10 protein-coding genes are annotated in these 12,386 nt (G+C 40.8%); 3 read left to right on the forward strand and 7 right to left on the reverse strand.

The window, feature by feature from the left end:
• Window positions 1-64: 64 nt before the first annotated feature.
• Entirely contained in the window at window positions 65-985 is a 921-nt protein-coding gene (gene catA / locus FHR28_RS12125) for a catechol 1,2-dioxygenase (protein ID WP_166782667.1), read from the forward strand.
• A gap of 74 nt (window positions 986-1,059) precedes the next feature.
• The gene (locus FHR28_RS12130; protein ID WP_151802780.1) at window positions 1,060-1,941 is read left to right on the forward strand and encodes a SphA family protein; all 882 of its coding nucleotides are present in this window, start codon (window positions 1,060-1,062) and stop codon (window positions 1,939-1,941) included.
• Window positions 1,942-2,316: 375 nt separating this feature from the next.
• On the opposite strand, the gene FHR28_RS12135 is transcribed toward FHR28_RS12130, so the two are convergent.
• The 7 genes from FHR28_RS12135 to FHR28_RS12165 all read right to left on the reverse strand — a co-directional run bounded on the left by FHR28_RS12135 (window position 2,317) and on the right by FHR28_RS12165 (window position 11,278).
• Entirely contained in the window at window positions 2,317-3,297 is a 981-nt protein-coding gene (locus FHR28_RS12135) for an IS110 family transposase (protein WP_166781741.1), read from the reverse strand.
• Window positions 3,298-3,688: 391 nt separating this feature from the next.
• Window positions 3,689-4,645, reverse strand: coding sequence for a carnitine monooxygenase, reductase subunit CntB (gene cntB, locus FHR28_RS12140; RefSeq protein ID WP_004721372.1), 957 nt, complete (start codon window positions 4,643-4,645; stop codon window positions 3,689-3,691).
• Window positions 4,646-4,756: 111 nt separating this feature from the next.
• A complete protein-coding gene (locus FHR28_RS12145) occupies window positions 4,757-6,208 on the reverse strand; it encodes an NAD-dependent succinate-semialdehyde dehydrogenase (RefSeq protein WP_166782668.1) in 1,452 nt (483 codons plus the stop codon).
• 127 nt (window positions 6,209-6,335) lie between these two features.
• Window positions 6,336-7,451 (reverse strand): carnitine monooxygenase subunit alpha, encoded by a 1,116-nt coding sequence (gene cntA, locus FHR28_RS12150; protein ID WP_166782669.1) that lies wholly within the window; start codon window positions 7,449-7,451, stop codon window positions 6,336-6,338.
• A gap of 66 nt (window positions 7,452-7,517) precedes the next feature.
• On the reverse strand, window positions 7,518-8,471 hold the full coding sequence (locus FHR28_RS12155; RefSeq protein ID WP_166782670.1) for an alpha/beta hydrolase: 954 nt from the start codon (window positions 8,469-8,471) through the stop codon (window positions 7,518-7,520).
• Window positions 8,468-10,123, reverse strand: a complete 1,656-nt coding sequence (locus FHR28_RS12160; protein ID WP_016539053.1) for a BCCT family transporter — start codon at window positions 10,121-10,123, stop codon at window positions 8,468-8,470. The genes FHR28_RS12155 and FHR28_RS12160 overlap by 4 nt, the downstream gene beginning before the upstream one ends.
• Window positions 10,124-10,165: 42 nt before the next feature.
• Window positions 10,166-11,278, reverse strand: coding sequence for a tartrate dehydrogenase (locus FHR28_RS12165; RefSeq protein WP_166782671.1), 1,113 nt, complete (start codon window positions 11,276-11,278; stop codon window positions 10,166-10,168).
• A 100-nt stretch (window positions 11,279-11,378) separates the two neighbouring features.
• Here FHR28_RS12165 and FHR28_RS12170 point away from each other — a divergent pair, with 100 nt between their 5' ends.
• Window positions 11,379-12,359 (forward strand): LysR substrate-binding domain-containing protein, encoded by a 981-nt coding sequence (locus FHR28_RS12170; RefSeq protein WP_166782672.1) that lies wholly within the window; start codon window positions 11,379-11,381, stop codon window positions 12,357-12,359.
• Window positions 12,360-12,386 lie beyond the last annotated feature (27 nt).

Here is a 12,386-nt window from a genome sequence, read left to right on the forward strand (position 1 = left end):
CCGATTCCAGATCACTCTCAAGATACTCATGCCAAATACTCATATCAATCAAAGGAAGATGATGATGAATAGACAACAAATCGATAGCCTCGTTCAGCAAATGAATGTCGCGACAGCAACAGGTGAAGTCAATCTGCGTGTTCAGCAAATCGTTGTACGTTTACTTGGTGATTTATTCCAAGCCATTGAAGACTTAGATATGTCTCAAACCGAGCTTTGGAAAGGCTTAGAATATTTGACAGATGCAGGTCAAGCCAATGAACTTGGACTTTTGGCAGCAGGTCTCGGGCTAGAACATTACTTAGATTTACGTGCAGATGAAGCAGATGCTAAAGCCGGTATTACAGGTGGAACACCACGAACAATTGAAGGACCGCTTTATGTTGCAGGTGCGCCTGAGTCCGTTGGCTTTGCTCGTATGGACGATGGCTCTGAATCTGGGCATGTCGATGCCTTAATCATTGAAGGCATTGTCACTGACACTGCTGGACAGATTATTCCCAATGCAAAAGTAGAAATCTGGCATGCCAACAGTTTAGGCAACTATTCATTCTTTGATAAATCTCAGTCTGCATTTAATTTACGCCGCAGTATTTTCACCGATACACAAGGTCAATATATCGCTCAAACCACCATGCCTGTCGGTTATGGCTGTCCACCTGAAGGTACAACACAAGCTTTACTCAATTTGTTGGGTCGACATGGTAACCGCCCTTCGCATGTTCACTACTTTGTCTCTGCGCCGGGTTATCGCAAACTGACCACCCAATTTAATATTGAAGGAGACAAATACCTTTGGGATGACTTTGCCTTTGCTACTCGTGATGGACTGATTGCTACTGCGCTGGATGTAACAAATCTCGCAAAAATTAAACAATACAATTTAAATAAAGCCTTTAAACACATCAAATTTAATTTCCAATTGGTCAAAGACGTTGATCAAGTCCCCTCTACAGAGGTTGATCGTCGTCGAGTAGCCGCTTAGTCAAAAATGTAGTGATACTAAATCCGTTTAACTACAGCTAGCTGCAATATAAATATCATTGAAAAGGATTTTCTATGAAACAACTGATGTTCAAACTTTCAGTTCCATTGATGCTCGGTTTAACCAGTAGCATTGCCTGTGCCACAGAAAATGGGGCTGACTCATTTGCCCTCGGTGCTGAAGGTATGATGGCAGGCGCACTACCTCCTGCTGGCGTGTATCTATTAAGCTATTATCAAAATTACCATGCTGGAAGTTTTGACAACGGCCCAGCGAATTTTCATTTAGATGTAAATGCCTTTATACCCCGTTTGGTCTGGATGACAGAACAAAACTATCTCGGTGGTCAACTGGGTTTCTATGCCATACAGCCTATGGTTGATCTCAGATTATCTGCAGCGGGGATGTCAGATCATAACAGTGGCTTAGGTGATTTAATGTTGGGGTCAATGTTAGGTTGGCATCAAGGAGATCACCACTGGATTGCTGCGATAGAAACAGTACTCGCTACAGGTCAATATGATAAGGCCACAGCACAGCAGCCTTTGGTCGCCAATATTGGCAAAAACTATAATACTGTTCGACCGATTTTTGCCTACAGCTATGCGCCAAAAAATGGTTTAGATATTTCAACTAAAATTTCTTATAGCTTTAACACTGAAAATGATGATACCCAATACAAATCTGGCGAATATTTTGCTGGTGATTATAGTCTTGGATATAAACTTACTGATCAGGTTAAAGTGGCTGTTGAAGGCTACGCTTTTAAGCAAACCAAGTCAGATAAGCAACAGGGTGAAAATATTGCGATGCGTGGACAAGTTTTGGCAATTGGTCCTGCAATACAATATCAAGATAAAAACTGGTCAATTGAAGCAAAGTATTTAAAAGAAACTCATGTTGAAAATCGCCCTGAAGGCCATACGAGTGTATTAAAATTTGTTTGGGCTTTTTAGTGGCTATGCTTTGCACTTAGCTGTATTTGGTTTTTTGTGCTGATGCTCAAATGTAGTTGTTAAATCATACTCATAATCAGTCATTAACGCCGAATGAACTTCATTCGGCGTTAATTTAGAAACCGTCAATTCGGGTTAAAGTAAAGCTGCAATATATAGTCAACCTGTCAAAAAACTCTGACACAAGAATATAATTTTTCATAATCGCTATTTTTAATTAAATCAATTGCATGGGGGAAATAAATTGTTTGATTATAAAAAAGTTTGCAATGCCACACCTTACAATCAAAGTTTAAATCGCTTTGCGTAGGCGATGCCTCACTTTTCAGAGATGAAAAGATACCGTCTTAACTGTCAAGCAAATTATTTCAGGATTCATGCCTTATAATTTGCCTGATAAGGTTGTTGGTTTTTAAGAACACCATAGCAAAGATGAATTAACTTTCGCATAGCAGCAGCAATCGCTACCATTTTAGTTTTCCCTTTCGCTAAGAGCCGTTCGCTCAACTCTTTAATGTGAGGATTGTACCGAGTTGCAACAATGGCAGCCATATATAAACCCGATCGAATTTTAGGTGAACCGGCTTTAGATAAGCGACTTTTTCCAAGCACAGAACTACCAGATTGTCTATGAATGGGAACTAAACCCACAAATGCAGCAGCTTGGCTTGCTTTTTCAAAAGAATGAGCACGAAAAAAAGCAAGCATTAATAAACTGGTCCGCTCAGCAATTGCTGGAATGCTTTCAAGAAGTTTTTGATCACGTTTAAGCTCATGGTCTTGATCAATATGATTTTGAATTTGTGTATCTAGATTCTGAATTTGCCTAGTTAATGATTTAATATTGGTCTTAATAGACTTTAAAATTGGTACAACTATTAGAGTGGAGTTTGCTTTTTCCAAACGATTTTGTTCACGTTTTAAGTCGTTCGCAAGACTTGACCTTCTATCTAATAAAGCATTGAGCAATCGGATATTATCAGGAGTGGGTTGCCATAAATGTAAATCTACAGTCATTGCAAATCGCGCCAATACTTCACTATCGATTTTGTCAGTTTTATTAAGCTTAGAGATACTTTGAGCAAAATATCGAGTACGGGCTGGGTTAGCCACACAAACTTGAAATTTTAAATCAAATAAAAATTGAGCTAACATTTCATGATAGACGGATGTTGCTTCCATTAAGGCTCTAGTTTCTTCAGCAACAAGACCAAAACGATTTAACCATGATAACAATTGATGAAATCCTTTATTACTATTGGAAAAGCATTTAGTTTTTATTTTTCCACTAGAGTCATCAAGAAATAAACAACAATCGAATTTAGCTTTAGAAACATCAATGCCAAGATAAAACATAGCTTCACCTAATTATTGATTGAATTAATATTAAAAAACCACAGTCTTTTCTTGTGAATGCAGCATCAAAGTGCTTAGTTACCGTCCAGATTTATGTCAGTGGTTAGGTGTAAATTGTAGGTTTAATCTTTTCAGGAAACTCGAAGTTTTGATGACAAACCAAACTCTACAATTTACGTGTAGTGATAGCTAATCACTACAAAGAACAAGATACAAGATGACAAAAATCTTCCGTTGGGCGAGGGGTACGTCCTGTACCCCCGCTCAACTGCGACATCCATGTCGCCCCACGGTAGGATAATCATCAAGGATTCAAAAAGTACAAAAAATGAATCGATATCCAACAATTTCTAAAAGTTCATATAAAAACATAAGCTTCATTTATGATCATTTATAAATCTAATACCAATCTTTTGCCTTTGGCACGAGATACACAGATCATCATCGATTGCTGTGATGCTTTTTCATCATCACTCAAATACTGATCAAAGTGCTCTGCTTCACCATCTAGAATTGCAGTTTCACAGGTACCACACACCCCTTCACGACACAAACACTCAACATCGATATTCAATGCTTCAATCGCCTGTAAAATAGTCTGGTTGCCTTGAACTTCGACTTGCTGATTGGATTTCGCCAAAACCACAGTAAACGCTTCACCATCTTCAGGTACGGTTGAAGCAAATTGTTCCCAATGAATATATTCATCTCGATAACGATGAAAATTACAACGATCAATCACCGCATCAATCATTGGCTTTGGCCCACAGACATAAACGTGTGTGCCCTTTGGCTGTGCGGAAATTAATTGATCGAGATCAAGGCATTTCCCATCTGAATCGACATAACTAAAAATATGTTCAGCATGTTTTTGTTTAAGCTCTTGCAACAGTGCAGCATGCTCTGGCGAACGATAGGCATAATGCAATTCGTAATCTGCCCCACGTGCAGCCAACTCATCCATTTGCGGCACAAAAGGCGTAATCCCAATCCCACCCGCAATTAAAATATGTTTTGCACCATTTTCAGCCAGTGGAAATAAATTTTTAGGTTCTGAAATCAGAATTTCACAGCCTTCATTGCATTGCTCATGCATATAGACCGAGCCACCTTTACCTTCTACATCTTTGCGTACGCATACTTGGTAAGTGCTAAGATCCTGAGCACAGCTCATCAGTGAATAGGCATTGGAAAGCTGATCATTCATTTTAACAATGATATGACTGCCTCCATTAAACTGAGGAAAATTTTGTCCATCCTGACGTTTAAATGTAAACCGTTTGATCAATGGTGTAAGTTGCTCTACCCCTGTGACCACTGATGCAAACATTTCATAATGACTTGCCATGTCTAAATCCTCTTTACCACATGTTGCTTTTTTAAGTACTTATTCAAGCGCTTTCTCATTGGAGGGCAGCGTGTTGGATGATCATCAATGAATGTCCAACACGCCTTTATCCTATAGCCCTAAACACATATATTTAATGGTCATGAATTCTTCTAAGCCATACTTAGAACCTTCACGGCCTACCCCAGATTGCTTCACACCGCCAAACGGGACTACTTCATTTGAAATTGCAGTTGAGTTCATCCCCACCATGCCATATTCAAGTTGTTCTGCGACACGCCAGATCCGTGAAATGCTTTCACTATACACATAGGCTGCCAAACCAAAGATGGTGTCATTGGCTTGGGCAACCACATCTGCTTCATCACTAAATCGAATCAGTGGTGCCACTGGCCCAAAGATTTCTTCTTTGACAATTTCCATGCTTTGATCCACATCAGTAAGCACGGTTGGTTCAAAAAAGGTCTGTCCAAGTGCATGCTGTTTACCACCACATGCCACTTGTGCACCTTTTTTTCGTGCATCATCGATCAACTGTTGAGCCTTAAGGACGGCTTTTTCATTGATTAAAGGCCCTATCTGTACATTTTCTTCAAGACCATTGCCAATCTTAAACTTTTCAACTTCTTGCACAAATTTCTCAGTAAATGCCTGATAAACCTTGTCATGTACATAAATACGGTTGGCACAAACACAGGTTTGCCCTGCATTACGGAATTTGGCAAAAATTGCACCTTGTACTGCTTTATCTAAATCCGCATCATCAAAAATAATCAGTGGCGCATTTCCACCAAGTTCAAGCGCAAGTTTTTTAATCGTGTCTGAACATTGCTGCATCAATAAACGACCAACAGGTGTTGAACCAGTAAAAGTCAGTTTTTTGACTTTTTCATGACTGGTAAATACCGCACCGATTTCTTGTGACTGACCTGTTACAACATTGATCACCCCAGCAGGAATCCCTGCCATTTCTGCAAGTTTTGCAATGGCCAGGGCGCAATAAGGCGTTTCATTGGCAGGTTTAATCACAATCGTACAACCCGCAGCTAAAGCTGGCGCAGCCTTACGGGTAATCATGGCGATTGGGAAATTCCAAGGCGTGATCGCTGCAACCACACCTACAGGTTCCTTGGTAATGATAAAACGCTGTTTATTATTGGTAGTAGGAATCACATCACCATAAACTCGCTTACCCTCTTCTGCGAACCATTGAATAAATGAAGCAGCATATTTCACTTCACCTAAAGCTTCAGCCAAAGGCTTGCCTTGTTCAATGGTCATGATACGAGCCAGTTCGTCAGCATGTGCCAATACCAACTGATACCAAGCCAATAATAAATCTGCGCGTTTTTGTGCAGTTAAGGCTTTCCACGTTGCTAAAGCTTGATATGCAGCATCAACAGCTAGGCTTGCTTCTGCCGCCCCCATATTGGGAATAAGCCCAATATCTTCACCTGTTGCTGGGTTGGTGACGGGTACAGTGGCATTGGATTGTGCATTGATCCACTGACCATTTACCCATCCACGTTGTTGAAATAGCGGACTACCTTGCAAACTTGACATGTCATGATCCTATGGTTTGAAAGCAAGGTACGACTTTATTTGCCGCACCTTTAACTTGAGAGCGTCTCAAAAAACACATGATCGAGCTGTTTGCCCCAGTGATATTTTGAGAGGCTCCCTTAAATGATTATTTGTGATATTGCGCAACGAGGTTTTGGAAATAAGCAATGCCGTGTTCACTAATCCCCGAACGTTGCTTATCCGTCATGATTCGCCCTTGACCGCGATAACCACGTGACTTTAAGCCACGTTGCACACTTTCAACCAGATTTAAATCTTCTGGGCGGAAGACATTACGATACCATTCAATCAAATCTTTTTGGTCTTGAGTCAGTTCTTCATTGGTAAAGTAAATATCATAATGTTGTAATGTCGTTTCAGCATCTACAGGAAATTCATAGATCACGGTCATAAAATTACCACCTGGTGGCACATTAAACATGGTGCAAGGCCATGTCCAAAAACCACTAAAGGTTGGATCTTGTACAGATGGATCCAGCTTGAAGGATTTTTCTGAAGAACGTGCATAACCATATTGCAAGGTCCAGTTTTGATGTGTGGTATGCCAATATTTATCCACCTGAACAGAATCGGCAAAGCCCGGATGCGCAGGCCCACAGTGATAACATTCCATATAGTTATCTACAATCACTTTCCAGTTCGCTGGTGTTTCCGTCACAAAGCGTGCTGCAAGTTTTAAATCTTTGATGACCGCACAAGTTTCATTGAGCTTTTGTGCAAACTCAGGCAATTGATCTTCAACAAAAGTGGCATTTTCATCCATATTGATAAAAATAAAACCGGCATACTCTTCAACTTTTACAGGCACCATACTTGAGTTTTGTTTATCAAAGGATTCAACATGATCACAGTTACGTGCCAGCGCCAAACTTCCGTCTAGCTTAAATGTCCATGCATGATAAGGACAGGTAATCACATTCTTCGCTTTACCACTACCACTTAACAACTCATGCCCACGATGCGGACAGACATTATAAAAAGCCCGTAATACGCTGTCTTTACCGCGAATCACAATAATATTTTCACCAATGACCTTACGGGTAATATAGTCATTGGCTTGTGCCACTTCACTGCCGTGTGCAACGCAAATCCAGCTTTTTGCAAAAATTTCTTCTTTTTCACGCTCGAAAACTTGAGACGATGTATAGAACACTTTGGGAAATGTCCAAGCAACGTCTGGGTTTGAACAGAAATCTTCTGGTAATTTTTCAACTGCATTCATGTTTTTACTCCATTAAACTCTTTTTTGTCCTAACGACCGTTTGTTTAAAATTGGCTGATGTTCAAATCAATTGAACATTGGCTTTAACGAACTCAGCATGCGCTGATATAAATCTTGCACCACAGGACAGTCACGTACTAAACGCAAACTGCCATGTAGTAATCCTTTACCGAGATAAAATTCGGTTGCAATATTGGCCTGTTTTAACTTTTCAGCAAAAATACGCCCATCATCACTGAGAGGGTCATACTCAGCGACGGCAATAAAACTACGAGGCATATTGGAAAAATCCTGTGCCAACAGTGGTGATAAACGTAAGTCCTGCCAGTCGCTTGTATTTGGCGCATAGGCTTGCAAGTAATCATGCATATCCGCTAGCGACAGTAATGGTGCATCTGCTTGCTGCTGACATGATGCCGTATCAAAACCACTACTCAAACATGGATAAATCATTGCAAGACCACAGGCTTGAGCACCTGTATGTTGTAATTGCACTGCAAGTGCAGCCGCTAAATTACCACCCGCACTGTCCCCCATCAAAACAATTTGATTTGGATTAATCTTCCATTGCAGGCCATGTTGATAGAGCCAGTGATATACCGTTTCACAGTCTTCATATGCAGCTGGAAAATGGTGTTCTGGTGTTAAGCGATAATCCACACTCAGCACAGCAACATTTAAATCACGACATAAATAGCGGGTGATAAATTCATGTGAATCAAGATTCCCCACCATCCAACCGCCACCATGAAGATATAAAATACATGGCCAACCTGTCGCTGGTGCTTCGCCCAATGGTGAATACAACCGAACATTGACTGGATGATTGAGCTGCGGCACAGTTTTATCTTCAATATTGACCGTACCATCACGTGGTAAGGTGTAATGTAAGCACATCGCATCATACGCAGCCCGAATAGAATCGATATCATTATCCGCCGGTGAATAAATGCTGCTCCAATACACCAGACTTTGCATTTCTTCACTCAATCTATAGTGCATGCTCGGTTGTTGTGTCATGACAATTCCTTTTGACTGGTTTTATCCGCAGTGGGTTCAATTGCAACATCAATGTGCATATGTTTATTTGCGTCTGTTTGATCTAAAGATTCCAACTCACTAAAACTCATTTGCTCTATCAGATGGGATGGAACCTTTGAATAATCCTCAATCAACCATTTCACCAAGCCATAGGTCTGTATCAAAATAATCACAATGAATGGCAAGGCAGTCACAATGGTCGCGGTCTTCATGGTGTCCAAAGGTGCTTTAGAGAAAATCATCGCAATCGGGACAAGGGTTAGCATCACACACCAGAACAAACGTGCATTTGGTGATGGGTCTTGCCCCTCACGTAAACCACGGGTACAAGTTGCCGACACTGCATAGCCCACAGCATCCATATGTGCTGCAAGAAAAATCACCATAATCCCAAGGAAAATCCACATCATCAGCTTGCCAGCAGGCAATAAACCAAGCAGTTGGCTAATCGCAACTTCACCACCTTGTTGGCTTAAAACTTGTGGTACATTGACCATACCGTGAATAAAGTTATAGACACTGTAGTTTTCAAACACCCCAAAGATGAACCATAAACCAACGCTACCGCCGATGACCATGGCAAGAATCACTTCTTTGATGGTCCGTCCCTTTGAAACACGCGTTACAAATAAGGCCACACCCGGTGCATAAGAAATCCACCATAACCAATAAAATACGGTCCATTCACGGGTGAACTTTCCATCGCCCATTGGGTCGGTAAATAAACTCATATCGACAAAATTGGTTGCCATTAAGCCAAAGCTCATCAGCGAGTTATTCATAATGAATTGGGTCGGCCCAAAGCACAGCACGTAAATCGCAAACAACACCACACCTAAACACACCATATGGCTGAGACGTTGCATGCCCTTATCCATCCCCACATAAGAGCTCAGGGCGAATAAAATCGATACTGCAAAAATAATCACCACTTTGGTCATAAAGGTATTCGGGATACCTGTCAGCTGCGACAAAATATTGGTAAAAGTCACCGCAGTCAGCACCAAAGAAATCGTTAAAGCACCGAACATACACAACAAGAACATCAGATCGACAAGGCGCCCAACAGGTCCAGTTGCCTTAAAACCAGTGACCGCTTCAATCATTGACGCCAAACTTAAGCCTTTATTCTTTCTGACGTGATAGCTATAACACAGTGAAATTGAAGCCAGCGCATAGATCGACCAAGCACTCAATCCCGAATGAAAGAATGAGTAAGCAACGCTATATTTCAATGCTTCCGCAGATTCAGGAGTTAAATTTAAACCTGGTGTTTGATAATAATAAGCCCAGTCTAAGAAGCCCCAATATAAGGTCGAAGAACCAATACCCGATAAAATGAACATGAAAATCCATGACATGGTACTGTATTGCGGTTTGCCTTCACCTAATTTGATTTTTCCATATTTACTGAACGCCAAAGCAAAGGTAAAAATAATTGATAAAAATGCAAATAAAAGCACTGGTGTAGTAAAAACAGATGTTGTCCACTTCATCCATTGAGCAGCAAGCTGTATAGATTCAGTCGAGTAAATTGCCAAACCAGCCACCGAAATAAACACAACGGCAAGACTGGTTATTGCAAGTGTCTTATCTGTATAAAGTTTTGTATTTTGATTATCCATATCCATTCAATCCATCTTGGATCCTGATTGTTTATTCCCTAAGGGCGATTACTCCATCGCGAATAAGTCCATTTTTTGATGTGTTACAAATGCTGCTATCGCATCTCCAACGTCGTCCGTTTTGGCTGTTCCACCCACATCTGGTGTTTTCGGGCCATATAGCAATACATGTTCAATCGCCTGCATAATCTCTTGACCTGCTTGAACCACCTGTTCGTCGCCATCTGCCAAGAAATCCAACATCATTGCGCCAGACCAGATTGCAGCAATTGGATTGGCAATTTTTTGACCATAAATATCGGGTGCAGAACCATGTACAGGTTCAAACAACGATGGGAAATTACGTTCTGGATTTAAGTTTGCAGAAGCAGCTAAACCAATCGTTCCTGTACATGCAGGTCCCAAATCCGACAAAATATCACCAAACAAGTTTGAAGCAACCACGACATCAAAACGTTCAGGCTGTAACACAAAACGCGCGGCCAAAATATCGACATGCTGTTTGTCTGCCTTAATTTGCGGATATTGTTTTGCCATCTCATCAACACGTTCATCCCAGTACGGCATACTGACTGCAATACCATTTGATTTGGTTGCAGCGGTAACTTTTTTAGCATCGCGTTGATTGGCAAACTCAAAGGCATATTTCAAAATGCGGTCTACACCATGACGGGTAAACACAGCTTCTTGTAAAACAAACTCACGCTCAGTACCTTCAAAAGCCTTACCACCAATCGCAGAATATTCACCTTCGCTATTTTCACGTACCACGTAGAAATCAATATCCCCCGGTTTTTTCCCTGCAAGTGGGCATTTCACCCCTGGCATTAAACGTACTGGACGTAAATTTACATATTGATCAAAACGACGACGGAACTGTAGCAATGACCCCCAAAGAGAAATATGATCTGGCACTTTTTCAGGCCAACCCACTGCACCAAAGAAAATCGCATCGTATTGCTGTAAAATTTCAAACCAGTTATCCGGCATCATTTTTCCGTGTTCAAGATAGTAATCACAACTTGCCCACTCAAACGCATCGAACTGTAGCGCTATGCCATATTTGTCTGCAGCCGCCTTTACAACCTTGATCCCTTCTGGTAGAACTTCTAACCCGATTCCATCGCCTGCAATCGTCGCAACTTTATACTTTTTTGCCATAACACTCCCTTACACCTTTGGTTAATATCCTTAGCTGTAAACATGCTATTTTCAGCAAAAATGATCAATAATAAAACTATCACCCCAATGGACACGGATCGTGAATAATCTACCTAACCTATCGGATTTAAAGGTTTTTTGCACAGTCGCAAAACGTAAAAGTTTTGTTGATTCTGCTGAGGAACTGGGTGTTTCGCCTGCGTTTATTAGTAAGCGCATCAACATTTTAGAAAACAATTTAAACTGTAAATTGTTTCATCGCAGTACCCGTCATGTCAGTTTGACTGAAGATGGCAAACTGATTTTGGAGCGAGTCGCTCATATTTTGGATGAATTTGATGAAATCAGTGAGTTGGTCAATAACCCATTAAGTACCCCTACAGGGCATCTGGATATTGTCAGCAGCTTTGGTTTTGGGCGGAAACATGTTGCACCAATCCTGTCTAAACTGCTGACCATGTATCCAAAATTAGAAATTCAGTTTGATACAATTGATAATACGAAAGATTTAATTCAACACAGTATTGATCTGGATATTCGGATTGGTAATGAAATTGCACCCAATATGATTGCCAAAAAAATGGTTTCTAATTTCCGAATTTTTTGTGCTGCACCAAGCTATTTATTAAAAAATGGAATGCCTGAAAGTTTAGACGATTTGCGTAGTCAAGATTGTTTAACCATCAGTGAACGTGACCAATCTTCGGTATTATGGAAATTACGCCACGCTTCAGAAGATATGTCGGTACATGTCACCCCACGTTTTATCTCCAATAATGGTGAAATTATTCACCAATTGGCAGTCGAAGGTCATGGCATTATCTTACGTTCAATTTGGGATGTTGCAGATGAGTTGATTAGCGGTCAGTTACAGCATATTTTGCCTGAATACTGGCAAGATGCCGATGTATGGGCAGTCTATCCGTCACGTTTAAAAAGCTCGTCTAAATTACAGACCTGTATCCTGTTTATCCAAAATGAATTACAGAATCGATTGCAGCATGTTCAGAACCTATCACGTGGACAACTGATTCAACCGGTAGAATCGGTAACACAGCACGCTGAAAAGGTATTTTTATAATCGAGATCAGCTGCCTGCTTTCTTTTT

Origin of the sequence: Acinetobacter sp. BIGb0196, from assembly GCF_011759595.1 — a bacterium.
Classification (GTDB): domain Bacteria; phylum Pseudomonadota; class Gammaproteobacteria; order Pseudomonadales; family Moraxellaceae; genus Acinetobacter; species Acinetobacter guillouiae.

What these genes read in the sequence shown, in the direction of transcription:
- FHR28_RS12135 (WP_166781741.1), bottom strand. Translation starts at nt 3,297, where the DNA reads ATGTTTTATCTTGGCATTGATGTTTCTAAAGCTAAATTCGATTGTTGT.
- FHR28_RS12145 (WP_166782668.1), bottom strand. Translation starts at nt 6,208, where the DNA reads ATGTCAAGTTTGCAAGGTAGTCCGCTATTTCAACAACGTGGATGGGTA.
- cntA (WP_166782669.1), bottom strand. Translation starts at nt 7,451, where the DNA reads ATGAATGCAGTTGAAAAATTACCAGAAGATTTCTGTTCAAACCCAGAC.
- cntB (WP_004721372.1), bottom strand. Translation starts at nt 4,645, where the DNA reads ATGGCAAGTCATTATGAAATGTTTGCATCAGTGGTCACAGGGGTAGAG.
- FHR28_RS12165 (WP_166782671.1), bottom strand. Translation starts at nt 11,278, where the DNA reads ATGGCAAAAAAGTATAAAGTTGCGACGATTGCAGGCGATGGAATCGGG.
- FHR28_RS12155 (WP_166782670.1), bottom strand. Translation starts at nt 8,471, where the DNA reads ATGACACAACAACCGAGCATGCACTATAGATTGAGTGAAGAAATGCAA.
- catA (WP_166782667.1), top strand. Translation starts at nt 65, where the DNA reads ATGAATAGACAACAAATCGATAGCCTCGTTCAGCAAATGAATGTCGCG.
- FHR28_RS12160 (WP_016539053.1), bottom strand. Translation starts at nt 10,123, where the DNA reads ATGGATATGGATAATCAAAATACAAAACTTTATACAGATAAGACACTT.
- FHR28_RS12130 (WP_151802780.1), top strand. Translation starts at nt 1,060, where the DNA reads ATGAAACAACTGATGTTCAAACTTTCAGTTCCATTGATGCTCGGTTTA.